At 65.9% G+C, this 24958-nt stretch carries 25 protein-coding genes; 15 read left to right on the top strand and 10 right to left on the bottom strand.

The window, feature by feature from the left end; all coding sequences use genetic code 11:
- Positions 1-77 precede the first annotated feature (77 nt).
- The 4 genes from AC6CHY_RS00005 (at position 78) to AC6CHY_RS00020 (ending at position 1774) form a co-directional block, all read left to right on the top strand.
- Positions 78-434: a hypothetical protein gene (locus AC6CHY_RS00005; RefSeq protein ID WP_498225036.1), complete on the top strand. Its 357-nt coding sequence runs from the start codon at positions 78-80 to the stop codon at positions 432-434.
- A 64-nt stretch (positions 435-498) separates the two neighbouring features.
- Positions 499-993 carry a thermonuclease family protein gene (locus tag AC6CHY_RS00010; RefSeq protein ID WP_498225037.1) on the top strand — a complete coding sequence of 165 codons (495 nt, stop codon included), beginning with the start codon at positions 499-501 and terminating at the stop codon, positions 991-993.
- 98 nt (positions 994-1091) lie between these two features.
- Entirely contained in the window at positions 1092-1469 is a 378-nt protein-coding gene (locus AC6CHY_RS00015) for an RNA-binding S4 domain-containing protein (RefSeq protein ID WP_217387613.1), read from the top strand.
- An 80-nt stretch (positions 1470-1549) separates the two neighbouring features.
- A complete protein-coding gene (locus tag AC6CHY_RS00020) occupies positions 1550-1774 on the top strand; it encodes a PLD nuclease N-terminal domain-containing protein (RefSeq protein ID WP_217387612.1) in 225 nt (74 codons plus the stop codon).
- Between the two features lie 37 nt (positions 1775-1811).
- Here the strand turns inward: AC6CHY_RS00020 and AC6CHY_RS00025 are convergent, their stop codons facing one another.
- On the bottom strand, positions 1812-2507 hold the full coding sequence (locus AC6CHY_RS00025; RefSeq protein WP_217387611.1) for an HTTM domain-containing protein: 696 nt from the start codon (positions 2505-2507) through the stop codon (positions 1812-1814).
- Between AC6CHY_RS00025 and AC6CHY_RS00030 the strand changes: the two genes are divergently transcribed.
- Positions 2404-2637 (top strand): response regulator transcription factor, encoded by a 234-nt coding sequence (locus AC6CHY_RS00030; protein ID WP_217387610.1) that lies wholly within the window; start codon positions 2404-2406, stop codon positions 2635-2637. The genes AC6CHY_RS00025 and AC6CHY_RS00030 overlap by 104 nt on opposite strands.
- A gap of 14 nt (positions 2638-2651) precedes the next feature.
- Here AC6CHY_RS00030 and AC6CHY_RS00035 read toward each other — a convergent pair whose 3' ends face one another.
- Complete coding sequence (locus AC6CHY_RS00035) at positions 2652-3668, bottom strand: D-2-hydroxyacid dehydrogenase (protein ID WP_217387609.1); 1017 nt, start codon at positions 3666-3668, stop codon at positions 2652-2654.
- Between the two features lie 144 nt (positions 3669-3812).
- Between AC6CHY_RS00035 and AC6CHY_RS00040 the strand changes: the two genes are divergently transcribed.
- Entirely contained in the window at positions 3813-4694 is an 882-nt protein-coding gene (locus AC6CHY_RS00040; protein ID WP_217387608.1) for a PaaX family transcriptional regulator, read from the top strand.
- Positions 4695-4812: 118 nt separating this feature from the next.
- Here AC6CHY_RS00040 and AC6CHY_RS00045 read toward each other — a convergent pair whose 3' ends face one another.
- Positions 4813-5232, bottom strand: coding sequence for a RidA family protein (locus tag AC6CHY_RS00045; RefSeq protein ID WP_217387607.1), 420 nt, complete (start codon positions 5230-5232; stop codon positions 4813-4815).
- A 141-nt stretch (positions 5233-5373) separates the two neighbouring features.
- Between AC6CHY_RS00045 and AC6CHY_RS00050 the strand changes: the two genes are divergently transcribed.
- From AC6CHY_RS00050 to AC6CHY_RS00070, 5 genes are all read left to right on the top strand, one after another.
- Positions 5374-6225 carry a fumarylacetoacetate hydrolase family protein gene (locus tag AC6CHY_RS00050; protein ID WP_217387606.1) on the top strand — a complete coding sequence of 284 codons (852 nt, stop codon included), beginning with the start codon at positions 5374-5376 and terminating at the stop codon, positions 6223-6225.
- Between the two features lie 53 nt (positions 6226-6278).
- The gene (locus AC6CHY_RS00055) at positions 6279-6764 is read left to right on the top strand and encodes a cupin domain-containing protein (RefSeq protein WP_217387605.1); all 486 of its coding nucleotides are present in this window, start codon (positions 6279-6281) and stop codon (positions 6762-6764) included.
- Positions 6761-7630 carry an acyl-CoA thioesterase gene (locus tag AC6CHY_RS00060; RefSeq protein WP_217387604.1) on the top strand — a complete coding sequence of 290 codons (870 nt, stop codon included), beginning with the start codon at positions 6761-6763 and terminating at the stop codon, positions 7628-7630. The genes AC6CHY_RS00055 and AC6CHY_RS00060 overlap by 4 nt, the downstream gene beginning before the upstream one ends.
- A gap of 58 nt (positions 7631-7688) precedes the next feature.
- Entirely contained in the window at positions 7689-9320 is a 1632-nt protein-coding gene (locus tag AC6CHY_RS00065) for an AMP-binding protein (RefSeq protein ID WP_217387603.1), read from the top strand.
- Between the two features lie 68 nt (positions 9321-9388).
- Positions 9389-11794 (top strand): bifunctional salicylyl-CoA 5-hydroxylase/oxidoreductase, encoded by a 2406-nt coding sequence (locus tag AC6CHY_RS00070; protein WP_498225038.1) that lies wholly within the window; start codon positions 9389-9391, stop codon positions 11792-11794.
- A gap of 176 nt (positions 11795-11970) precedes the next feature.
- Here AC6CHY_RS00070 and AC6CHY_RS00075 read toward each other — a convergent pair whose 3' ends face one another.
- The 3 genes from AC6CHY_RS00075 to AC6CHY_RS00085 all read right to left on the bottom strand — a co-directional run bounded on the left by AC6CHY_RS00075 (position 11971) and on the right by AC6CHY_RS00085 (position 14977).
- Positions 11971-13629 carry a thiamine pyrophosphate-binding protein gene (locus AC6CHY_RS00075; RefSeq protein ID WP_498225039.1) on the bottom strand — a complete coding sequence of 553 codons (1659 nt, stop codon included), beginning with the start codon at positions 13627-13629 and terminating at the stop codon, positions 11971-11973.
- Complete coding sequence (locus tag AC6CHY_RS00080) at positions 13626-14408, bottom strand: cyclase family protein (RefSeq protein ID WP_217387600.1); 783 nt, start codon at positions 14406-14408, stop codon at positions 13626-13628. Before AC6CHY_RS00080 ends, AC6CHY_RS00075 begins: the two co-directional genes overlap by 4 nt.
- A gap of 77 nt (positions 14409-14485) precedes the next feature.
- Positions 14486-14977: an acyl-CoA thioesterase gene (locus tag AC6CHY_RS00085; RefSeq protein WP_217387599.1), complete on the bottom strand. Its 492-nt coding sequence runs from the start codon at positions 14975-14977 to the stop codon at positions 14486-14488.
- Positions 14978-15093: 116 nt separating this feature from the next.
- Between AC6CHY_RS00085 and AC6CHY_RS00090 the strand changes: the two genes are divergently transcribed.
- Complete coding sequence (locus AC6CHY_RS00090; RefSeq protein WP_217387598.1) at positions 15094-16437, top strand: MFS transporter; 1344 nt, start codon at positions 15094-15096, stop codon at positions 16435-16437.
- Between the two features lie 113 nt (positions 16438-16550).
- Here AC6CHY_RS00090 and AC6CHY_RS00095 read toward each other — a convergent pair whose 3' ends face one another.
- Together AC6CHY_RS00095 and AC6CHY_RS00100 are read right to left on the bottom strand one after the other, a co-directional pair.
- Positions 16551-17939 carry an NAD(P)/FAD-dependent oxidoreductase gene (locus AC6CHY_RS00095; RefSeq protein ID WP_498225040.1) on the bottom strand — a complete coding sequence of 463 codons (1389 nt, stop codon included), beginning with the start codon at positions 17937-17939 and terminating at the stop codon, positions 16551-16553.
- A 59-nt stretch (positions 17940-17998) separates the two neighbouring features.
- Positions 17999-19960 (bottom strand): S9 family peptidase, encoded by a 1962-nt coding sequence (locus AC6CHY_RS00100; protein ID WP_498225041.1) that lies wholly within the window; start codon positions 19958-19960, stop codon positions 17999-18001.
- Positions 19961-20362: 402 nt separating this feature from the next.
- Here AC6CHY_RS00100 and AC6CHY_RS00105 point away from each other — a divergent pair, with 402 nt between their 5' ends.
- The 3 genes from AC6CHY_RS00105 to AC6CHY_RS00115 all read left to right on the top strand — a co-directional run bounded on the left by AC6CHY_RS00105 (position 20363) and on the right by AC6CHY_RS00115 (position 23053).
- Positions 20363-21670: an Nramp family divalent metal transporter gene (locus tag AC6CHY_RS00105; RefSeq protein WP_498225042.1), complete on the top strand. Its 1308-nt coding sequence runs from the start codon at positions 20363-20365 to the stop codon at positions 21668-21670.
- A 123-nt stretch (positions 21671-21793) separates the two neighbouring features.
- Entirely contained in the window at positions 21794-22345 is a 552-nt protein-coding gene (locus AC6CHY_RS00110) for a DUF1697 domain-containing protein (protein WP_217387594.1), read from the top strand.
- Between the two features lie 81 nt (positions 22346-22426).
- Positions 22427-23053: a trimeric intracellular cation channel family protein gene (locus AC6CHY_RS00115; protein WP_217387697.1), complete on the top strand. Its 627-nt coding sequence runs from the start codon at positions 22427-22429 to the stop codon at positions 23051-23053.
- Between the two features lie 16 nt (positions 23054-23069).
- Here AC6CHY_RS00115 and AC6CHY_RS00120 read toward each other — a convergent pair whose 3' ends face one another.
- Both AC6CHY_RS00120 and AC6CHY_RS00125 read right to left on the bottom strand, forming a co-directional pair.
- Entirely contained in the window at positions 23070-24329 is a 1260-nt protein-coding gene (locus AC6CHY_RS00120; protein WP_498225043.1) for an MFS transporter, read from the bottom strand.
- Between the two features lie 4 nt (positions 24330-24333).
- On the bottom strand, positions 24334-24876 hold the full coding sequence (locus AC6CHY_RS00125) for a TetR/AcrR family transcriptional regulator (protein WP_217387592.1): 543 nt from the start codon (positions 24874-24876) through the stop codon (positions 24334-24336).
- Positions 24877-24958: the final 82 nt, after the last annotated feature.

Raw genomic sequence — 24958 nt, forward strand, 5'->3', positions numbered from 1 at the left:
CACCTCACGCCCAGCGGGCGGGAGCGCGCAAGAGTTTCCCAGCGTTCTCCCACCCGGGAACAACTACGATTGAACCCATGACATTTTTACGCTCCAAAAGTGCACTGCTGGTTTCCGGCGCAGTCTTGCTGCTCTCGGTCACCGGTTGCGCAACCATTGCCGACACCGCCAGCTCCGCCGCTTCGTCGGCAGCCACGCAGCTGGCCGACGGTGCCAAAAAGGAACTCATCAAGAAGGTGTGTGCCCCCATCAAGGACGGCACCATCAACGCCGCCGACCTCAAGGTCGTTTCCTCCATGGTCGACGCGGTCCGGGAAGGTGGACTGCCCCAGGAGATCGTCGACGCCCTCGACGATGTGGCCGCCTCCGGCGACAAGGTGCCGGCCGATACGCAGGCCCGGCTCGTCACCGCCTGCGACAACGCGCTGGTCTAGACGCCCAACGGCCATGAGGGGTTCCCGCCGCCGCCGTACCGCACCTGTGCTCATTATGTGCGCCGTGGTCCTCGGCGGCTTATGGCTGTTGGTGCCCAACGACGACAACAGTCGCGAGGGCACATCAGGCGCTCCGGTTCAGCATGAAAGTGCGACAGTCCAGCATGTGGTTGACGGTGACACCGTCTACCTCATGCTGGCCGGGGAACGCACCAAGGTTCGGCTCCTGAATGTCGACGCACCCGAGATTCCACACCCTGAGCAGCCCGGGGAATGCTTTGGCCCGCAGGCTGCCAACTTCCTGGCCAAGAAATTGCCCAAGGGTTCGAAGGTCGAGCTCGAATTCGATGTAGAACCTCTGGATCAGTACGGACGCAGCCTGGCCGCAGTGAGCCTTGGGGGCGAACTCATCAACGAATCACTTGTTGCATCTGGACACGCAACGGCGATGAAGGTCGAGCCAAATGTTAAGTTCTACAAGCAGCTGCGGGCCGCGCAGGCGCAGGCAGAACAACGCCATGCGGGAATGTTTGATCCCGCCAACGGGTGCAGACATTAGCAGCCGGTCCCCGGTTGAATGGAGCCCATGGCCGAGGGTGAATCCGATCCAGCGCAACATAGCCAGTCCCGTGGCGCCGCAATGGCTAGACTGGCGGGGTGAAGCAGGAATCCAAGGCCGTCAGAATCGATGCCTGGCTATGGTCGATTCGAATCTATAAGACCCGCTCGGCGGCGACGACAGCGTGCCGGGCAGGCCATGTGCGCCTGAACGACAAGCCCGCCAAGGCCGCTCAAATTGTCGTTCCAGGGGACACGATAAGGGTCAGGCAGTCTGGGTTTGACCGTATCCTCGAAGTGACCGCTGTGATTGCCAAGAGGGTGGGAGCAGACATCGCGACACGCTGCTATGTCGACCACACCCCGATCCGCCCCAAGGAAGTCATCCCGCAGGTTCCCGTCAGGGACAGAGGTGCGGGCCGTCCGACCAAAAAGGACCGGCGCGAGATGGAACGGCTTCGCGACCAATTCCATTAATCCGCGGGCTACGATGACTATGGGTAGCCGGATGCGCGGCAAGTTCGTCTTTGCACCTGCAATCACTAATGAGGAGAACCATGGCCCGGAATAAGAGCTGGAACGAACTATCTGTCGTTGCCCGGTGGCGCATCGCCATCATGGGGCTTGCCCAGCTGGCACTCCAATTTGTTGCCCTGCGCGATCTGGTCAAGCGTCCCGCGGCTGAGGTCAATGGCCCGAAGAGCGCTTGGGCTGCCGCTTCGTTCATCAATTTCCTTGGGCCGCTTGCGTATCTTGCATTTGGCCGTTCCAAAAAGAAGTAGCCCACCATTCCGTAGAAGTCGTCGAAGACCGACAACTTTAGCGTCGTCCCGCATCCAGCAAGCTTGTCGATTCGGAATGGGTGGATTCTCGTAACTCGCTCGATTTCTCCGTGGGATGAACCATGTCAACGAACTCAGGCAATGCCTCGGGTTGCTCACGCATGGCTTTTTTGAACCAGTTTTCAATGCGCTGCCAGGTGACGTCGCGCACGAAAATTGAGTCAATCGCAACCATGGAAAGTGAGAACCACGGAAGTCCCATTAACAGGCCAATGCCCGCGTGAAATCCGATCATGGCAAATAGAATCGGGATTCGCGTCCATCGGAAGAGCAAGGCTCCCGGGAAAAACAGCTGGATCAGCACTGACCCGATGCTCATAGCTGCAACCGCAGGGGCCCACGCGGTCGCTATTTCGCTCAACTCCGGCCATGGGGCAAAACGAGTGACATGTAGCGGCGCATAGACGGCCGTTCCGTCTTGCCAGGGCTTTCCGCCGGCCTTGTAAAGCGCTCCCGACACGTAAATAAAAACTACTTGGCATGTCAGCGTTACGACGACCAAGTTATGTGCCATATTTACCAATGCTTGTGGAAAAACGGGGGCCCCGTGCCATAAACGGGTCAGGACGTTGCCCTTCTCGATACCTCGCTTTCGTCGCGCTGCATCGACCCAGATAGCCTCTCTGCTCCATGTCAGTGAAGGAACCGTCAAGGCGCAACTGGCTAAGATCATGGAACCGCTCGATGTCAACAATCGTGTTCAGCTCGCAGTGCTAGTCGTGCAGGCCGGACTTGTCGATGAAGTTCGGCCCACGAAGCCGCTGAGTTCAGGTCCGTTGCGCCACGCGACACCCCGGGCCTAAACCCTCGGCAAACTTCAGTATCCCAGAAACGGGTCATAGGAATTGAGCAACTTTTCCCCCGTCAGATAACGGCGAAGATTCTTGGTGAAGAGTTCCACAAGACGTGCGTTTTCGGCGTCCACGTTGGCGGCCGTGTGTGGCGACAGCACTAAGTTCGGGGCATCCCACAAGGAATGGCCGGCCGGCAACGGCTCTGGTTCCGCCACATCAAGGACGGCTCCACCAAGGTGACCTGTTTTCAAGGAATCTATAAGTGCTTCCTGGTCGATCACCGGACCCCGGGCCAAGTTCACGAGCAATGCACCTTCCCTCATCGCGGAAATCCTCTGCTTGTTAAGGAGGCCCGTGGTTTCCGCGGTCAAAGGGCACGCCAAAACCACGATGTGGTACGCCCCCAGATCACAGTCACGCAGGCTGACCGAATGCTCAAATGGCTGCTCAAGGGCCCTCGAGCCCCGGGTGGTTCCATCGCAGCTGACACCCATAAAGCTCAGCGTCCTGGCCACTTCGCTACCAATGCTGCCGGCGCCAACGATCAAGGCGCGTTGTCCATGGAGCGTGTTCGACGCCCCGTTTTCCCACCGCTGCGACTCCTTTTGGGATCCGAGACGCGGCAGTTCCCGCACAAAATAGAGCAAGCCGGCCAAGGCGAACTCGGCCAGCGGCTTGGCATGGACGCCTGCGGCAGTAGTAATGCGAACCCTATTACTGGAGTGCCCCATGGCCTCGGCCCGCGCGCCGACACCTGCCTGTGTCGCCTGGATCCACGCGAGGTTAGGGCTGTTTTCCTGCCACGCTCTCGGCTGCCACCAGTCGAAGTCAAACATGACGGTGGCGTCGCCCAAGTGTGCCTGCCACTCGGCAATTTGGCGGTCGGACAGATCGCGGGGCGTACCCCAATGATCCGCCCCGAACTGCGGGACCGGCAGCAGGTCGGGCCGGTAGACGACGTCGACCTCGGGCACGTCGTCAATCAGCTTGCGGACCAGTTCTTCCTGCAGATAAGAGCAGATCAATACCTGTGGGCGCATGAATCTCTTAAACCCCTTTCGACGGATGGCGACTCAGGGCGGGCAGATTCATCGGGATGCCGTCACCGGCGTCACCACAACGACACGCCTGAGACTCCCGCCCCTTCGGACAGGCTATCCCGGCCGATTGGATAAAGTGAGCGCATGACTACACACGTAGGCGACCGAAAGGGCCCCAGTGAGGCCCCGGTTCCTCGTCACCACCAGCTCATCGTCTCGCTTTTTGGCCTGTACGCGCGCCAACACGGCGGAGCCTTGGCCGTGGCCACCATTATTTCCCTGATGCAGGATATCGGTGTGGAGTCCACGGGGACCCGGTCATCGATATCCCGCCTGAAGAAGCGCGGCGTCATCGACAGCGTGCAGGTCAATGGCCGCAACGGGTACGCTCTAGCCCCCTCGGTCATCGAGACATTCATCGAGGGCGACGAACGCATCTTCCACCCCCGGAGGGCGAAAAAAGATGACCAGTGGCTCTTGGCGACGTTCACGGTTCCGGAATCGCAGCGCAACATCCGGCACAAGATCCGTTCATCGCTGGTCCGCATGGGCTTTGGCTCGGTCACTCCCGGACTCTGGATTGCGCCGGGCCATCTTCGCAAGTCTGTCCTGGCCTACTTTGCCACGCGAGGATTGAACGAATATCTCGAATTTTTCATGGCAGATCATATTGGCGGGACAGACCCGCACAAAAACATCGGGGCGTGGTGGGATTTACCAGCGCTTGACTCCTTGTATTCCGACTTCCTGGAGCGCAACCGTGGGCTCTTGACCACGTGGGCCCAGCGGGACGGGTATCGCAGCAATCTCGAATCCGATGCCCGCGCCTTTGCCGACTACCTGGTGCTGATCACCCAGTGGCGACGTTTGCCCTATCTCGATCCAGGGCTTCCCATCGAGTTCCTCCCCGAGAACTGGAATGCGCTGGAAGCCGAACGCCTTTTCCAGGAGCTCCACGCGTTGCTGTCGCCACGTGCCCAGCGTCATGCCGATCGAGCCATTGACGACAACATGGTGGACCGCTGATCAATCCGTTCGGTCCATGAAACAGCCGTGCCGTGCAGCCTTTCCCTTGACGGGAATCGGTTGCACGGCACGGCTTCGTAGTTAACTCCTTCGGGCCCCGGGCCCGCCCGACCAGGCTCTAGGCGCGGTCCTGGATCACCGCCACACCCTGGATCTCGATGAGCGCTTCCTTCTGCCACAGGCGGCTGACTCCGATGCCTGCCAGCGCCGGATAGTTGCTGCCTGCCATTTCACGCCAGAGTCGGCCGATCTCGCGTCCGTTGGCCATGTAGTCATCGACGTCCGTGAGGTAGATGGTCACGGAAACCAAGTCGTCGGGCTGGCCTCCTGCCTCGGCAAGGGTCGCGAGGACATTGGAAAACGCCTGCTTGAACTGGTCCACGATGTTGCCGGGAACAATCTTCATGTCTTTGTCCAGCGCGGTCTGCCCGCCCAGGTACACGGTGCTTCCCGCGAGCACGCCATGGGCGAATCCGGAGGGCTTGCCCAGTGAATCCGGGTTGATCGTGAGGTTCTGGAAGAGGGTGGTTTCGGTCATCGTGCTCTCCTATGGGTTCCCGTGGCGATTGCGGCAGTTCCGCTCTGGCGCCGGACTAGTGATGCGTGTTACATTGAGGATACGTGACGGCGGTCAAAAAGTCGACACACGCAAAATTGATGAATGGCAAGGGGCCAAGGAATGAAACTCGCAACGATTCGACACGATGGAATCACCACCGCTGCTCTGGTCGTGGACGGCGGCTACGGGCCGCTGCCGGCGCAGAACCTCAGCGATCTGCTGGCCATGCCCGAGTGGAAGCGAATCGTCCGCGAGGCCGCGTCAGTGCAGGGCGGGCCGGCCATCATTCCGGCGGCCGGCGCCACATTGCTCAATCCGGTGCCTGCCCCGGCAAAGGTCATCTGCTGCGGACTAAACTACTCCGACCACATCCGTGAGATGGGCCGCGAGCTGCCCGAGTACCCGACGCTCTTCGCCAAGTTCGCCGACACCCTCACCGACCCGGACGCACAAATCATGGCCGACGAGTCGGTGGACCTCGACTGGGAGGCCGAACTGGCGGTCGTCGTCGGCACCACCCTGAAGAACGCTTCCGAGGATGAGGCCGCCGCAGCCATCGCCGGCTACACCGTGGCCAACGATGTCTCCATGCGCGACTGGCAACGCCGCACGCTGCAGTGGTTCCAGGGCAAGGCCTTTGACGCCACCACCCCGCTGGGTCCGGTCATGGTCACCGCCGACTCGATCGACCCCGAGGCCGGGCTCGAAGTCATCTGCGCCGTCAACGGCGAGGTTCTCCAGCGCGGAAACACCAAGACGCTGGTCTTCTCCGCCGCCAAACTCTTGGCCTACATCTCCACCTTCACCGTGCTTCGCCCCGGCGACGTCGTGCTCACCGGCACCCCCGGCGGGGTCGGCATGGGCATGGTCCCGCCGCGCTTCCTGAAGGACGGGGACGAATTGACCACCGAGATTCCCGGCATCGGGACATTGACTAACCGCATCAGCCTGCGCGTCAACGCAACACTCTAGATACCTTTTCCAGCAGCAGAACAACCCGCCAACCGAGCCAAGGAGCCAAGCCCATGAGCAACACCGCCCCCACGATCTACCGCACCGAGGGTGACAACTCGATCTACGCCGGCAGCGACGGAGTCGTCGTCCCGGTGGTCACCCGCAAGGGCGAGGAAGACACCAATACGGCACAATCCGGCGACTGCATCAGGGTTTCCGGGGTCAGCATCCAGCACACCCCGGCCACCAAGATCTGGTTCGGCCAGGTCTCCAACACCCCGGGATACCGCTCGCTGCCGCACCACCACGGCGAGGCGGAGACCGGCGGCTACGTGCTGCGCGGCCACGGACGGATCTACTTCGGCGAAAACTACGAGCAGTTCCTGGACATGACCGCAGGCGACTGGGTCTTTGTCCCACCCTTCATGCCACACGTCGAGGCCAACATGTCGGTGACGGAGGAGTTGGTCTGGCTGACCGCGCGCACCCCGGAAAACATCGTGGTGAACCTCGAGGATGTCGCCGACGAGACCCTGGAAGGATACCGCCGGGCATGAGCTCACAAATCTTTCTCGACGCCATCGACCTGACGTCCTGCGAGGCCGAGGTCTTTGACCAGGCCTACACCGCCATCCCCCAATACGTTCCGTGGCCCAAGGCCTACGGCGGGGACATGGTGGCCCAGGGCGCCTCTGCCATGATGCGCTCGGTGGGCGAGGACAGGGAACTGCACTCCATGCACTCCTACTTCCTGCGACCCGTGGACATGCATGTGCCCGTCCGCTACGAGGTGGAGCTCCTGCGCGACGGTCGCGGATACTCCACCCGCCAGGTGCGGGGCTTCCAAAACGGCAAGCCCGTCTACACCGCACTCGGGTCGTTCCACGTTCCCGAATCCGGCCCAGAACAGTCCTCCGCTGCCCCGGCCGAGTACCTGGACCTGGATCCCGAGACCCTGGCCAGCGCCGCCACCGTGCTCACCGCGGCCGAGGGAGCGGCAGCCGACTATTGGTCTGCCGGCCGGTCCTTCGACATGCGCCATGTCCCGGGCGCCCTCTACCTCGAGGTCGACGGCGCGCCCACCGCCCACCAGGCAGTCTGGGTCAAGGCCTTCACCGAACTTCCCGATGACGGCATCACCCAGCGTGCGGCCCTGGCCTACGTCTGCGACTACACCATCCTGGAGCCGCTGCTGCGCACGCAGAACCTGTCCTGGAGCACCGAGGGACTGGTGACGGCGAGCCTTGACCACTCGATGTGGTTCCACCGGGCCGGGCGGGTGGACGACTGGGTGCTGTACGTCCAGGAAGCCATCTCCAGCCAAAACAACCGCGGCCTGGCCCTGGGCCGCTTCTACACCCGTGACGGCCAGTTGCTGGCCACCGTCGCCCAGGAGGGCATGATCCGCGGACCCCGCGGATAAGGCACCACTGCACCAACGCAACCTTGGAAATCGACTCCTGGAAAGAGACGGCAAGTTCATGGAATTATCGCTTTCGGCCCACCACGACACGTTCGCGCGCGACCACCTGCCGCCGCACGAGTTGTGGCCGACCCTGGAATTCACGCTGCCCGAGCTGCAGTACCCCGACCGGCTCAACGCCGCCACCGCCCTGATCGACGATGCCGTCGCCGCCTTCGGGGCCGACCGCCCGGCGCTGCTGGCACCCGACGGGTCGCGGCAGAGCTACGGGGAACTGCTCGCGCGCGCCAACCAGGTTGCCCAGGTCCTCACCGAGGACTTCGGGATCGTGCCCGGAAACCGGGTCATGCTGCGGGCACCCAACAACGCCTGGCTCGTGGCCTGCTGGCTCGGCGTGCTGAAGGCCGGCGCCGTCGTGGTCACCACCATGCCGGCCTTGCGCGCCCCGGAGATCGCCAAGCTGGCCGAGCTCACCAAGCCCGCGCTACTGCTCTGCGACCACCGCTTCCTCAACGATGCCCGCGACGCGGCCGGCACCGCCTTCCCGGTCGTGGCCGTCGGGTCCGCGGATTCCCTGGACCTGGTGGCCCGCGCCGCAGGCAAGTCCGGCGAATTCGCCAACGTCGAGACCGCCGCGGACGACGTGGCGCTGCTGGGCCCCACCTCGGGCACCACCGGAGTCCCGAAGATCACCATGCACTTCCACCGGGACATCCTGGCCAATGCGGACACCTTCGCCCGGCACATCCTTGCCCCGACGCCCGAGGACGTCTTCGCCGGGTCCCCTCCGCTGGCCTTCACCTTCGGGCTGGGCGGGTTGGTCGTCTTCCCGCTGCGCTTTGGCGCCAGCACCCTGCTCACCGAGCGCACCACCCCGGTGGAACTGGCACAGTACTCGCACGACGCGGGGGCGACGATCCTCTTCACCGCCCCGACCGCCTACCGTGCCATCCTCAAGGAGGGCAAGGCCGACCTGCTGCGCCCGCTGCGCCTGGCCGTCTCGGCCGGGGAACACCTTCCGGCGGCGACCTGGCAGCAGGTCCACGACGCCACGGGCCTGTCGCTGATCGACGGCATCGGGTCCACCGAACTGCTGCATGTCTTCATTTCCGCCGCCGGGGCGGACATCCGCCCGGGTTCCACGGGACGTCCCGTCCCCGGCTTCCGCGCCACCATCCTCGATGAGGAAGGCAACGAGCTGGGCCCCGGCGAGGTCGGCCGGCTCGCGGTCATCGGCCCCACCGGCTGCAGGTACCTCGACGACGAGCGCCAGCACGCCTATGTGTCCAATGGCTGGAACGTCACAGGAGACACCTTCGTCCGCGACGCCGACGGCTACTTTACCTACCAGGCCCGCAGCGACAACATGATCATCTCCTCCGGATACAACATCGGCGGGCCGGAGGTCGAAGAGGCCATCATGCAGCACCCCGACGTGCTGGAGACGGCGGTGGTGGCACGGCCCGACGAGCAGCGCGGCTCGGTGGTCTGCGCCTTCGTGGTCCTCGTCAACGGCGTGGAGGGCTCGGAGGCCAAGGCCAGGGAACTCCAGGACTTCGTCAAGTCCGTCATCGCCCCCTACAAGTACCCGCGCGACATCCGCTTCGTCGAGGACCTCCCCCGGAACCCCAGCGGCAAGCTCCAGCACTTCAAGTTGCGCGAAACGCTGTCCGAATCCCGCGCATCCTAGCTTTTCCCCACACTTAGCCAGCACCGCTCGGCCCCCTCGGCCGCACCGTGTCATTGAAAGGATCCACCATGAAAATTGCAGTTGTTGGCGGCGGCCCCGGCGGCCTGTACTTTGCGGCCCTGATGAAGCAGCTGGACCCCGCACACGAGCTCACGATCTGGGAACGCAACGCGGCCTCGGACACCTTCGGCTTCGGCGTGGTCTTCTCGGATGAGACCCTCGGCGGCATCGGCAATGCCGACACCGTCATCGCCGACTACATGTCCCGCCGCTTTGCCCGCTGGAGTGACATCGACATCCACTTCCGCGGCGAGATGCACACCGTGGGCGGGCAGGGCTTCGCGGCCATGAGCCGCAAGGAACTGCTCGAGCTGCTGCAGCGGCGCTGCATCGAGCTCGGCGTCGACGTGCGCTTCTCCACCATGGCCCCGGACGTCGAAGAGCTTTCGGCAAACTACGACCTGGTGCTGGCGGCGGACGGCCTGAACTCGGCCATCCGCACCCGCTACGCGGAGAACTTCAAGCCGTCCCTGGACGCGCGCACCTCCAAGTACATGTGGCTGGGCACCGACCAGGTCTTCGAGGCCTTCAAGTTCTTCGTCAAGGAAACCGACGCCGGGACCATGCAGATCCACGGCTACCCGTACTCGGACGAGGGCTCGACCTTCATCGTGGAAATGCACGAGGACGCGTGGCGCGCCGCCGGCTTCGACGAGACCCAGGACGAGGTCTTCGCCCCCGGCGTGAGCGACGAGAAGGCCGTCGCCAAGGTCAAGGAGATCTTCGCCGAGGAACTTGCCGGCTACAACGTGCTGACCAACAACTCCAAGTGGATCAACTTCACCACGGTGCGCAACGAAAACTGGCGCCACGGGAACATCGTGCTGCTGGGCGACGCCGCGCACACCGCGCACTTCTCCATCGGCTCGGGCACCAAGCTGGCCATGGAGGATTCCCTGGCCCTGGCCGCCTGCCTGCACGAACACCCCTCCGTCGAGGACGCGCTGACCGCCTACGAGACCGAGCGCCGTCCGGTGGTGGCCTCGACCCAGCGCGCCGCGCAGGCCTCGCTGGAGTGGTTCGAGAACATCGGGCAGTACAAGGACCAGGATCCGGTGCAGTTCTGCTTCAACCTGCTCACCCGCTCCCGCCGCATCACCTACGAGAACCTGAAGCTGCGCGACACCTCCTTCGCCGGCAAGGTCGACGGGGACTTCGCCCGCCTGGCGGGGTCGGACCAGGTTGCCCCGGCCATGTTCCAGCCCTACAGGATCGGCGAGCTGGACCTGGTCAACCGCGTGGTCGTCTCCCCCATGGACATGTACTCGGCCACCGACGGCGTCCCCGGGGACTTCCACCTGGTGCACCTGGGCTCCAAGGCCATGGGCGGTGCCGGGCTGGTCATGACCGAAATGGTCTGCGTCTCGGACATCGGCCGGATCACCCCCGGCTGCACCGGCCTGTACAACGACGAGCAGGCAGGCGCCTGGAAGCGCGTCACCGACTACGTGCACGCCAATTCGCAGGCCAAGATCGGCGCGCAGATCGGCCACTCCGGCCGCAAGGGCTCCACGAAGCTCATGTGGGAGGGCATCGACGAGCCGCTGGAATCGGGAAACTGGGAGGTGCTGGCCCCCAGCGCGATTCCCTACGGCGAGGGCTGCCACGTGCCGGTGGAAATGGACAGGGCCATGATGGATGAGGTCCGCGGGCAGTTCGTCGCCGCGGCCCGCCGCGCCGACGAGGCGGGCTTTGACCTGCTCGAGCTGCACGCCGCCCACGGCTACCTGCTCTCCTCCTTCCTGTCCCCGCTTTCAAATGAGCGCACCGACGAGTACGGCGGATCGCTGGAAAACCGCCTGCGCTACCCGCTCGAGGTGCTCGACGCGGTGCGCGAGGCGTGGCCGGCGCACAAGCCGATCGGCGTGCGCATCTCCGCCACCGACTGGACCGAGGGCGGGAACACCGAGGACGACGCGTTGGCCATCGCCAGGGCGTTCATCGACCACGGGGTCAAGTCCATTGACGTTTCCTCCGGGCAGATCGTGCGCAACGAGCGCCCCGCCTTCGGGCGCAGCTACCAGACGCCGTTCGCGGACAAGATCCGCAACCAGGTCGCTGCCGCGGCCGGCGTCGCGGTCATCGCGGTGGGCGCGATCTCCTCCTACGACGACGTGAACTCGATCCTGCTGGCGGGCCGCGCCGACCTGGTGGCCTTGGGCCGCACGCACCTGTACAACCCGGCCTGGACGCTGCAGGCCGCCGCCGAGCAGGACTACGCGGGCGAGGGCGCCAGCTGGCCGCTGCCGTTCAAGGCAGGCCGCCGCAAGCCGCCAAGCTCCCGCACCGACGCGGTCCGCCCGCGCCTGTCGCTGCTGAAGGAAAACGCAATCGACGAGCAGGTCCACCTGCGCTGGACCCCTGCCCAGGCGGCGCCGGCCGGGTATGCCAAGGGCCTGGTTCCCAGCGCCTAAACCCGGCGCCACGCAGCCAAGGCAGTGGCCGGCTCCGCCGCAGGGCGGAACCGGCCACTGCCTTTCCGCTTCCTCCGGGCGCCCCTGCGGCGAAGAGCCCGCGATGCCCGGCGAAGGGCTAGAACCCTTCGGCCAACGAATCCGATGGCCCGCTTCCGGGCACGAAGGATTAATCCTCAGTGCCCCTTGAAGGCCTCGGCAAGCCACCAGGAGCCCGAGTCCGAGGCGATCTTCGCGTCGATGACCAGTGGCCCGGACGGGTTCGAGGCCAGCCAGTGACCCACGGCGTCCAGGTCCTCGGGCGTGCGCACGGTGATACCCTCGGCCCCGAAGCCGCGGCCGATGGCGGCGAAGTCGGTGTCGGGGAATTGCACGGTGCCCATGTCGGACTCCGGGGCAACGGCACCGAAGTGGTGTACCTCGGCCGAGTAGGCGGCGTCGTTGTAGACGATGCAGACCAGCGGCAGGGCCAGGCGCACGGCGGTGTCCAGCTCCGCGATGGCCATGTGGAAGCCGCCGTCCCCGGTGCCCAGCACCGGGATCCGCCCGGGTTGCGCCAGGGCCGCGCCGATCGCGGTGTACAGGCCCAGGCCGATGGATTGGAAGGCCTGAGTGAAGCAGAAGCCGAACTCGTCGGGCACCGAGAGGAACTGGCTGGGGTAGCCCATGAAGTTCCCCGAATCGACGCTGACGATCCGCTCGGCGGGCAGCAGCCCGTCCAGGGCCTTGGTCAGCGTGCGCGGGTCGATGCGCCGGCCGTCGGAGAGGTCCTCGTAGTCGACCTGGCTCCAGTGGATGGATTCCTTGATGCGCCTGCGAATCCCGGCACTGCGGTAGCCTTCCCGGGCGGCAACGTTTCGGCCGGTCAGCGCCTCCAGAACATCTGCCGCGCACTGTGCCGAGTCCCCCACCACGCCCAGGTCGATCGGCCGGTTGGCGCCCAGCGCCTGGTCCTCCACATCGACCTGCACCACCGTGGTTGCCTCGCCGATCAGGTGCCCGTGGCGCATGGTCCACATGTTCAGGGCGCAGCCGAAGGAGACAATCAGGTCCGCCCCCGTGATCAGCTCGGCCGCCAGCGGGGAGGAAAAGCCCCCGGAAATGCCCAGGTTGAAGTCGTCCCCGTTGAACAGGCCCTTGGCCACCGCCGAGGTGGCCACCAGGGCTCCGGCGTGTTGGGCCAGGGACAGGATTTCGTCCCGGGCGCCGCGGCCTCCGCGGCCGGCGACGAACACCGGGCGCTCGGCCTTCTCGATCAGCCCTGCCAGCGCGGCGACCGAGGCGCGCGAGGGGCGGATCGGTTCCGCCGCCGCGATGCCGACCGGTGCGGCAGACTGCTCCTCGGTGACCTCCTGCGCCTGGACGTTCAGCGGCAGGTTCAGCACCACGGTGCGGCGGTCGTTGACCGCGCGCTTGTAGGCCCGCACGGTGTCGTCCACGGCGCTGGCGGCGCCGTGGACGCGCTCTGGGATCGCGTAGAGCGAGGCGGCGAAACCGTCCTGGTCCATGGCGAAGTTCGAATACACGGCGCTCGGCGCGGCCTCGGCGGCCAGCACGATCATCGGGGTGCGGGACTTGGCCGCCTCCCCGATCCCGGTTGCCGCATTGCTCAGCCCGCAGCCCTGGTGCACCGAGAGCAGCGCCACCTGGCCGCTGGAGCGCGCAAAGGCGTCGGCCATGGTCGCGGCCCCGCCCTCGTGCCGGGCGGCGGTGAAGGGCACCCCGTGTTCGATGAGGGCGTTGGTGATGGTGAAGTTTCCGGAGCCGACCACGCCGAAGCAGTGTCCGACGCCGAGTTCGGCCAGGGTCTTGCCCACCAGCTGCGCGACGTTCATGCCCCGACTCCCGCCGCAATGGCCAGCACGCGGGTCGGTGCGCCGGTACCTCCGACGATCGGCAGCGGGGCGACCACGACCATGGCCCCGTGCGGGGGCAGCTTGTCGAGGTTCTTCAGCGAGGTGATGCCGTACTTGTCGGCCCCGAGCAGGAAGTGGTGCATGGGGAAGGGCGGATCCTGAGCTGCCGCGTTGCCGGCATCGATGCCGACCGTCTCGACCCCGACGCCGGAGATATCCAGTTCCTCGGCGAGCCACCTGGCGCATGCGGCGGTGAATCCGGGGGTGTTCGATCCGTTGTCGTCGAGGTTCAGGAAGGCCTGTGGGTCGTGGTCGTACCGGTCCCATCCGGTGCGGAAGAGCAGCCACGCATTGGCCGGGAAGGGTCCGTGCTCCTCTTGCCAGGCGACCAGGTGCGCAACGTCGATGAGGAAATTCGGGTCCGCCTCCGCCTCGGCGCTGAAGTCCAAAACCACGGCCGGGCCGACCAGCCGGGCGGGATCCAGCTGGGAAACGTCCTTGCCACCGCGCCCCGACACCCAGTGGATGGGTGCATCCAGGTGCGTGCCGATGTGTTCGCCGGTGTGGATGTTGTGGTGCTTCCACAGCGGGCCGCTCTCGTTGTAGGCCGACACTTCCTCGATGCTGAAGTCGATGAGGTTGGAGAACGGTTCGGGCAGCACCAGCGTCGGAGTGCGGGAAGAAAGCGGCGCGGTCAGGTCGAAGACCTCCGTCGATCCCGCGGCAAGCGAGGAAAGCATGTTCTGTACGGGACTCAAGGCGGGGCTCCAAGCGGTTGGGGGGTGGTTGATTGCGGCCAGGCTACCAGCGAACTTATCGCGCGTATAAGTCCTGCTCAGATGGTGGATTTTGACGCGATCGCGGTGAGGATCGTTTCGGGCCAGGGAGCGGATTCCTCGGCACCCTGCGGCACGCAGACGGTGACGAAGCGGCCCTCGGCCGCCAGCACGGGTTCCCGCCCCTCGTGCGGGTGTCCCCAGACCTTGAACACGAACGCCATGGAGCTCGTGCCGACATGTTCGATCGCGATTGCGGCGCTGACTTGCTGCCCGAAGTAGAGTTTTGCGCGGTAATCGATTTCGTGGCGGACCCGGGGTGCAATGCCAAAGTACGAGGTGGCCCCGAGCAACCGGAAGAGCCTGGCCTCGGCGGCCTCGACGAAGCGCATGATCGCGGAGTTGTGCTGATGCCCGGCGGCGTCGGTGTCAACCCACTCGATGGTGCGCTCCAGGGAGGCGCCCCGGATTTTCCCTGCCAGGAAATCCTCCACCAGTCGAGCGACGTCGGCCGCTCCGGCATCGACACGTTCCTCAATTTCGTTGACCATCGCTAAGAATTCTCCATTCAACTATTGTTACGCACGTCACCTTAACGACATAATACAAGCATTCGTTGATCCACCACCTGCACCACTCGCACCCTTATTGACGAGGAGCCCCAAGCATGGCGTCAACACAAGCCAGCACCGACTGGAACATCCCCAAACGCACCACCTCGGTGGTCCTCTTTGCCTGTTGGCTGGCCATCTTGGCCGAAGGGTACGACGTGGGCGTGCTCGGCGCGGTCCTCCCTGCGTTGGCGGAATACCAGGAATGGTCGCTGACCCCGCTTCAGCTTGGCGGGTTGGGTGCCTACGCCTTGGTCGGGATGCTTTTCGGGGCCCTGTTCATCGGCACCCTCAGCGACATCATCGGCCGGCGCAGGATGCTCCTGCTCTCGATGGCGATCTTCACCATTACCCAGGCCGGCGCCGCCCTGGCTCCGACGCCGGAGATGTTTGGCTTCTTCCGTTTCCTGGGCGGCCTGGGCATGGGCGGGATCATCCCGGTTGCCGCGGCACTGACCATTGAATACTCGGCCCCCAAGAAGCGCTCGCTGAACTACGGCATCATGTATTCCGGCTATTCGCTGGGCATCGTGGCGGCGGCCATGGTGGCCATGGCACTGTTGCCGACCCTCGGCTGGCGCTGGGTGATCGCCGTGGGCACGCTTCCGGTGCTGATTCTTCCCGTGGTCGCCTGGCTCGTTCCCGAGTCCCTTGAATACCTCGTGGCCAAGGGCCGGATTCCCGAGGCCAAGGCCCTGGCCGCGAAGCTGAACGTGCGCGACTACCGCCCGGTGGCACCTGCCAACCCGGGCCGGCGCATCCCCTGGCGCGAGGTCATGGGTGCCATGTTCTCCGGGAAATACCTGCGCTCCACGGTGTTCTTCTGGATCTCGTTGTTCTGCGGGATGGTGCTGGTCTACGGGCTGAACACCTGGTTGCCGCAGATCATGCGCAAGGCCGGCTACGACCTGGGATCCTCCCTGGCCTTCCTGCTCGTGTTCTCCCTGGCCTCGGCCATCGGCGGCCTGGTCCTGGGCTACCTGGCAGACAAGTACGGGCAGAAGACCATCCTGGTGCTCTTCTACCTGCTCGGCGCCGGCGGCATTCTGTTGCTGATGTTCCCGAACACCATGTTCGTCAACCTCTGCTTCGTGGCGTTTGCCGGCATCGGATCGATCTCCACCTCGCTGGTGCTCACCGGCTACATCGCCGACTACTACCCGCCGGCCCAGCGCGGCACCGCCACCGGGTGGGCGCTGTCGTTTGCCCGCATCGGCGCCATCTCCGGCCCGATCATCGGCGGCTGGATCGCCTCGACCGGGTTGAGCTTCGAGTTCAACTTCGTCTTCTTCGCCATCGTCGGGGTCATCGCAGCGGTTGCGGTGTCGCTGATCCCGAAGCGGATCGCCGAGACCCCGGCAGTCGCGCTCGACGTGGAGCGCGAGGCGGCCCGGGACTAACCCCACGCCCCTCCTTCAATGAACCGGGCGGGACGCTCGCGGACGGATCGGAACACGCAGGTTCCCCGGCTCGCGGGCTCCCGCCCTGTGCTGTCCTGGGTTCCGGTGCCGGGCTATCGCCCGGAGATCCTGTCCGCGATCACGGCCAGCGGCGAGGTGGTGGCCCGGCCGCCGGCTTCCTGCCGGTCGGCGCGGTGGTACATCGCGTACATCGCCTGGACGGCGATCCAGCGCAGCGGCTCGGGTTCCCAGCGGCGCACCCTGCGGTTGACCCACGGCATGGCGGTGGCCCGGGACTCGCGGCCCAGGACCAGGTCGGTGAGGGTCCGGCCGGCCAGGTTGGCGGCGGTGACCCCGGTGCCCACATATCCCCCGGCAAAGCCGAGCCCGGTGGCCGGGTCGTGGTTGACGGTTGCCTTCCAGTCGCGCGGCACCCCCAGCACCCCGGACCATGCGTGGTCGATTTTGCCGCCCGCGGCGGCGGGGAACATCGAGTGCAGGATGCCCGTCAGGGTCTTGATGGTCTTTCGCTGCGTTGCCCCGTCCATGTCGGTGCGCGACCCGTAGCGGTAGGGCACCCCGCGGCCGCCGAGGGCAATGCGGCCGTCGTGTGTGCGCTGCAGGTAGACGTAGGCGTGGGCCAGGTCCTCGAGGGTCTCGCATCCGTCCCAGCCGATCCCCGCCCAGGTTGCCGCTTCCAGCGGCTCGGTGACGATCATGGAGGAGTTCATCGGCAGCCAGTCGCGGTGAGACGCCGGAAGGTTCGCGGTGAACCCCTCGGTGGCCCGCAGGACGTGGGCGGCGCTGACGGTTCCGCGTTCGGTCACCGCGGTTGCGGGTATTCCCTGCCCGCCGGCCCGGATCTCGGTGACCAGCGTGTTTTCGTGGATCGCCACGCCGAGGCGTTCCACCGCCAGCGCCAGTCCGCGCACCAGCCTGGCCGGGTGGATCCGCGCGCAATGCGGGATGTGCAGGGCACCCAGGGCACCGGCGACGTTGATTCGGTCCCGGGTCTCGGCCGCGCCCAGGCGCGCCGCGTCGTCCTCCGGCCATTTCGCTTCCCCGGCGGCCAGGAGCTCGAGCCGGGCCAGTTGGGCGGGGTTGCGGGCAACCAGCAGTTCCCCGCCCTTGACGATGTGCGCATCGATGCCCTCGGCGGCGGCAACGGCAATGACCTCGTCGATGGACTCGTTGAGCATGCGTTGGAATTCTCCCACCACGGCCCGGCCGTGCGACTTCACGTAGCCATCGCGGCCGCCGGTGATGGTGTTGGCCAGCCAGCCGCCGTTGCGCCCGGAGGCCCCGAAGCCGGCGAAGCGCGCCTCCAGCACCGCGATGCGCAGCGCCGGGTCGGCCTTCGCCAGGTAGTAGGCGGTCCACAGCCCCGTGTACCCGGCACCCACGATCGCCACATCGACGTCCAGGTCCCCGGCGAGCGCCGGGCGCGGCGCGGGCAGCCCGTCGGCGGCATGCCAAAACGACACGTTTCCGTTGGTGGTCATCTGCTCTCCTGGTTCATTCCTGCCCTGGGGGAACATCGGCGGCGGGGACTTGTCTGCGGTTAGCTCAGGTGGAGCACCGGAACGTCTGCCTCGAAGCCGAAGACCGCGGCATAGAATGCCAGCGAGGTCTCCAGCGCCGTGGCGATGTTTTCGGCTCGGCGGAAGCCATGCTGCTCGCCCTTGAAGAGCACGTAGGCGTGCGGGATGCCGTTGGCCGCCAGCGCGTCGGCCACCACCTGGGACTGGGCCGGGGGCACAACCTTGTCCTGGTCGCCCTGCAGCAGCAGCACCGGGCAGCTGATCGCATCCACGTGGTTGATGGGCGCACGTTGGGCGTAGAGCTCGGCGGCCTCGGGGTAGGGGCCGACCAGCGAGTCCATGTAGCGGGATTCGAAGTCGTGGGTGTCCTGCACCAGGCCCACCAGGTCCGAGACCCCGTACCGGGAAATCCCGGCGGAAAAGGTCTTCGTGGTGGTCAGCGCGCTGAGCACCGTCCAGCCGCCGGCGGACCCGCCCTCGATGGCAAGGCGCTGGGGATCGGCCATGCCGGCGGCGACCAGACCCTCGAGCACCGCGACGGTGTCCTGCACGTCGACCACGCCCCATTGACCGCGCAGGCGCTCGCGGTAGGCCCGGCCGAATCCGGTGGAGCCGCCGTAATTCACGTCCACCACCCCGATCCCGCGGGAGGTGTAGTAGGCGATGGACAGCGAGAGCTGGGCAAAGGCCTGGGCGGTGGGCCCGCCGTGGACAAAGGCCACATAGGGCGGCAGCTCCCCCTCGGGTCCAACAAGGTTTCCCAGCTTCGGCTCATACACGTGGGCGTAGACGCGCGAGCCGTCGTCCGTGCTGAATTCCATGGCCTCGGCCCCGGGCAGCGCCTCGGGATCGGGAAGTTCCTTCAGGGCCAGCGAGATGTTTTGGGTCTTGAGGGTGTCCAGGTCGATGAGCCGCAGCCCGTCCCCCTCCACCAGCGAGGTGGCGGTGGCCAGCAGCCGGTTTCCCTCCAGCGCCGAGGGCGAGATGCGGGTGAAGGGAAGCACCAGCTGCGCGAGCTTCCCGCTTGGCACATCCAGCCGGGCCAGCGAGGTGCCGTGGGTTCCGTGGGTGACAAGCAGCGTGTCCGCGTCGATCACCTTGTACCAGGTCTGCCCCACCGTCCACAGGGGTCCGGCGAATTCCTCGGCGAGTTCGCACAGGGGCCGCTGGGTTCCGCTGGCCAGGCTGTGCAGGTACGGGTTCCACCAGCCGCTGCGGTCCGAGACGAAGACCAGCTCGTCGTCGCCGAGCCACTCGGGCTGCAGCACCGATTCGGTGGTCGAGCCGGCAAGCACGGTGTCGTTGCGCGCGGCCAGGGATTCGAGGTCGGCCACGTGCAGCTCGGTGCCGTCCCAGGGCATTTGCGGGTGCTCCCAGGAGATCCAGCTGATCCGGGTTCCGGCAGGGTTCAGCCGCGGTGCCGCCACGAAGCGCGAGGAGTCCGTGACCTCCCCCAGCGCCCCGGGGTCCTCGGCCGCCGAGCCGTCCAGCGGGATGGAGACGATGTAGCGGCGCAGTTCGGTGCGGTGGTCCTCGCAAATCGCCAGCACCGTCTCCGCGGTCGGGCCGAGGATGATTTCGGCGAAGCGCAATTGCGGATCCCCGTCCGGGCCGGCGCTGGCGGGGGTCAGCGGCACGGGTGTACCGCCGTGCGCGCCCACGGCGTAGAGGCGCTGGTCGGCGAAGTTGGCAAACACCAGCCGGTGCCCGTCCCCCGCCTCGACGGCGGCCCAGGACGCCCCGCCGTATTCATTGACGCGGCTGCGGACATTGAACGGGGCGGCGAGAAGTTCGCGCGTCTCCCCGCCGGAAGCGGCATTCCGCGCGAGCACAGTCAGCCGCCCGCCCTCGGCCGGGCGGCCCTCAAGCCACCAGAGATCCTCCCCCACAAAGGCCCCGCCGCCCACCGGGGTGGTGCCGGCGGCAACATGGACGGCGGTAATGGGCGAGGGCCAGGAGCCATAGGGCAAATGCGTATCCATGATGCGATCCTAGCCGCCCCGTTCGTGCGGATGAACCCCCGCCGCGTGCTGCCCGCCGATGCGGCCGCGAAGCAGGTCGATGCGGGAAATGCCAAAACGGCGCACCGGACGGTTCCTTAAGAAAGTGTTAGGAAAAGGCAAATGAGCGTGGGTGTGCGCACGATCACCTATACCTTAGTCTGTGACAAGACTCTCGCACGGGACTTGGCCCACATCGATCCGCAACGCTGCGATCTCGTACCGGGCCGGTCCCCTGCGCCACCGGCGGACGTCTTCCGCCGCAGGGCGTCCCACGGGCAGTGTGCCGGCCCGGAGGATGCGCAGGATCGTGCCGGATGTGCCGCCCCGCGGGAGACATCCCAGGCACATACGGCAACCACAAGGGTTAGGAAAAACAGGCTGATGCCAACACAAGACAATGTCCCGCCGGTCAAGGTGTCGCATGCCGACCGCATCGACGATGACGGCGGCAAGCCCGCCAAATGGAAAATCGTCGGCCCCGGCCTGGTCGTTGCGGCCACCGGCGTCGGCGCCGCCGACATGGTCGCCACCCTGGTGGCCGGCTCCCGCTACGGCTACGGCCTGCTCTGGGCGGTGATCATCGGCGTCATCCTGAAGATCATCCTGGTCGAAGGCGCCGGACGCTTCACACTGGCCACCGGAAAGACCATCTTCGAGGGCTGGAAGTCCCTGGGCAAGTGGACCACCTGGTACTTCGGCCCGTACATCATCATCTGGGGCTTCGTCTACGGCGCCACCGCGATGAGCTCCGCGGCCATGCCGCTGGCAGCGCTTTTCCCGGCCATCGACCTGAAGATCTGGGCGGTCCTGATGGGACTGGCCGGCTTCGCCATGGTCTGGTTCGGCCGCTACGCGATCTTCGAGAAGATCACCGCGGTGCTGGTGGGCATCATGTTCGTCACCGTGGTCGGCCTGGCGATCATCGCCGTGCCGAACATCCCCGAGATGTTCAAGGGCCTGATCCCCATCATCCCCTCCGGCGGCCTGGTCTACACCCTGGCACTGGCCGGCGGCGTCGGCGGCACCATCACCCTGGCGGCCTACGGCTACTGGCTGCGTGAGAAGGGCTGGTACACGCCCAAGTGGATGAAGGTCATGCGCATCGACAACACCATGGCGTACGTGATCACCGGCATCTTCGTCATTGCCATGCTGATTGTCGGCGCCGAGGTGGTGCGTGCCGCGGGCGTCTCGCTGAGTGCCGGCGATGCCGGCCTGCTCGACCTGACCAATGTGCTCAACGAGAAGTACGGCGACGTGGTTGGCACCGGGTTCCTGGTGGGCTTCTGGGCAGCATCCTTCTCCTCGATCATCGGGGTATGGAACGGCGTCTCGCTGATGTTCGCCGACTTCTGGGGCAACATCCGCGGCAAGGAATCCGGGCACGAGGACACCCGCGTGGGCGGCAAGTACTTCAAGTTCTACGTCCTGTGGCTCACCTTCCCGCCGATGGTCCTGTTCCTGCTTGACCAGCCGATCGGCCTGATCCTGGCCTACGGCGTGCTCGGCTCGCTGTTCATGCCGTTCCTGGCACTGACGCTGCTGGGCCTGCTCAACGGCAAGCGGATCCCCAAGGTCTGGTCCAACAAGCTGCACACCAACATCCTGCTGGGCATCACCGCCCTGCTCTTCATTTCCCTGGGTGTCCAGCAGCTTTACAAGGCCATCTCGCCGCTCTGGGCCGGCTAGCCACCCCGCCGGGGCAATAAAAAACGCAGCACGGTGCCGTATCCGCTGATCGCGGGTGCGGCACCGTGCTGCGTTTCGGGCGCGAATGGACACCGCAAGCGCCCGCGGAGCAGACTTGGCCACATGAATCTCTATGCAATCTTCCTGCGCGGGGTGAACGTCGGCGGCGTCAAGGTCCTCATGAAGGACCTCTCCGCGCTGCTGCGCGAGGCCGGATTCACGCAGGTCCGCACGCTGCTGGCCAGCGGCAATGTGGTCCTGGGCAGCGATGAAGCCGACCCTGCACGCGTCAAGGAAACCGTTGAGCAGATCCTGCGGAACCGCTATGGCAGGGACATCCCTGTCATCGTGCAGGACCGGGAACAACTCGAGCGAATCGTGGCGCAGTATCCCTTTGAAGCACCCCGGGACGGGATCCAACGGCACGAATACCTGGTGCTCACGGGCAGCGACCGGGATGCGGCGGACGTCCTGGACAGCGCCCCGGAACCAGCGGCCTCCGAGCGCGTGGCCCGCCTGGGCCACGCCATCTGCTGGGAAGTGCCGCGCGGCGAAAGCCTGCGGACGCCGCTGGCCAAGCACTTCGCCAAGGTAGCGTCCCGAACGCTGGTGACGACCAGGAACATGAACACCATCGGGAAGATCCACCAGGCCGTGCGGTCACCGACACCGTGAGACGTCGCCGGTCCATGTTGTAATGATTCCCTAGCGCCAGGCCGCGGCCGAGCCCCAACCAGAGGATGAAAACCGGTGACCATGCCCTTGTTCTTCGACTTGCTGGGGGTCTTCTTCTTCGGCGTCTCCGGATCGCTGTTGGCCGCCCGCCGCGGTTTCGACATCATCGGGTCGTTGATGCTGGCGAGCCTGACGGGAATCGGCGGCGGCATCGTTCGCGACGTCATCCTGGGACAGGTCCCCACCGCGTTCGCCAATCCGTACTACTTCGTTCCGCCGACGCTCGCCGCCCTGCTGGTCTACTTCGTGGCACCCGGGGTGCAGCGCCTGAAGCGGCCGCTGTTGGTCTTTGACGCCGCAGGCCTGGCCCTGTTCTGCACCGCCGGCACGATCAAGGCGCTGGAGGCCGGGATGAATCCCTTTGCCGCGGCGCTGCTGGGGGCCACCACGGCCGTGGGCGGGGGCCTGCTGCGTGACGTGGTCGCCAACCAGACCCCCGCGATCTTCGACCCGCGCGACATGTATGCGGTCCCTGCCATGTTGGGTGCCGGGCTCATCGCCGCCCTGTGGGTGGCGGGCATCGGAGGATGGGCCTGGGAACTGGGCGTGGCGGCGGTTGTGTTCTCGCTCCGACTGCTCTCACTGAAGTTCCGCTGGCACGTCCCCAAGGCGGTTGGGCCCTGGCACCGCGACGCCGAACTTCACTAGGAAGCCACGGACCGGGCTAGCTGACTCGCTCGAGTGTGCCGAGCCTCTCGGCCCCGCCCTGGCCGTCCTCGATCTTCCGCGGCCCGTTGATCATCACCGCGCCGGCGAGCATCACGGCCAGGCAGATCCCCAGCATCGCAAACGAGGCGGTCCAGCCGCCGGTGGCGTCCTTGACAATGCCAAAGAGCAGCGGCGCGACCGCCGCCCCGGCATACCCCAGGCCCTGGCTGAAGCCTGCCAGGACGCCGGATCCGTAGGTGCTGCGCGAGCGGAGGTTCATCATCAACAGGGCAATGGCGAAGGTCCCCTGGCCCAGGCCGGCAAACACCACCCACAGGGCCGTGTGCTCGGTCGGCGAAAGGTACATGCCCAGGTGGCCGGCGATCCAGAAGGCGGTGAAGACCAGCACGGCCACGATCGGGTGGCGCAGGCGCGGAACCCACAACGGAACCAGCAGGCTCACCGGCAGGCCCAGAATGGCGAAGAGCGCCAGCATGGATCCGGCGGTTTGCGTGTCCAGGCCCTGCTGGGAGAGATACGGGGGCAGCCAGGTGAAATACACATAGGTTTGCGCCGAGTTCCCGGCCAGGAAGATGGCCAGGCCCCAGGCCACGGGGGATTTCCACGGGTTGATCCGCGCCGGGGGCGCGGCGACCAGCCCATTGACCAGCGGGGTGTCGGGGCGCGGGTTCCTGCGGTCCCTGAACAGCTGGATGCCCCAGGGCAACAGCACCAGGGCCGAAAGCAGTGCCCAGGCGGCGATGGAGGGACGCCAGTTGCCGGCCGCGTCGGCCAGCGGCACGGAGAATTGCGGGGCCATCCAGGTGCCCACGGCCAGCATCGTGACATATCCCGAGGTGACAATCGCCAGGCGGTCGGGGAAGTACTTCTTCACCAGTGGCGGCAGCACCACGTTGCCCATGCCGTACCCGGCAAGGGTGATGGCCGAGAGCAGCAGGAAGCTGGCCACATCCCCCACCACGGCCCGCAACAGCTGCCCGGCCACGGCCAGCAGGACCGCTGCCACCAGCACCTTCTCCAGCCCCCACCACCGGATCAGGCGCGGGGTGAGCAGCCCGAACGCGGCGAAGACGACCGGCGCCAACATGGCCAGCAGGCCGGTGGAAAAGGAGTTGAACCCCAGTTCCGGACCGATGCTTCCCAGCAACGGCGGCACGGAGACGACCGCGGCGCGCAGGGAGAGGGCCATCAGGATGATGCCCAGCAGCGCGCCGATGCGGCCGGCCAGCTTTTGCCGTGGCGGAGTCAGGGGCATGGGGTCAGCCGCCGTTCTTGAGTCGTTCGACCTGGTCCAGCAGGTGCTCCAGGTCCTTGGCGAAGGTCCCCTGGGACCAGGGCCCGGGCATTGATGTCTGGTAGTAGAGTCCCTCGCCGATCAACATGATGGTTTCGGCGACGTACCGGTCCTGGACCTCGGCGCGGATGAGGTCGAGCCACCCGGAGTGCACGGCATCGAGGGTCTTGATGGAGGGTTCGTGGCCGGACTGGGCCAGGCGCAGCACGGCCAGGAAGAAGCGGTCCAGCTCGGTGCCGATGAGGGTGGATGTGCGCACGAAGTACCGCGATGCACCTTCCGGGGCCGACCCCATGCGTTCCAGGTCCTCGGCCTGCACCTGGAGCAGCCCGTCGATGACGCCCTGGGCCAGGGCCTCCTTGGAGGCAAAGTGGTAGAGCAGCCCGCCCTTGGAAACACCTGCGCGTGCTGCGGTGGCCTCGATGGTCGCCGCCCGCTCGCCTTCGTCGCAAAGCAACGCGGCGTAGGCGTCGACGATCTTTTCCTTGGCTAATGGCGGTCGAGACATGTAGTGAACCCTATCCCTTTCCAGTAGGCATCGTCACATTGTAACTGTACCGTCCGGACGGTACAGTTATGCTTGTCAACCC

The sequence above is a fragment of the Paeniglutamicibacter sp. GQ140 genome, from assembly GCF_059759235.1.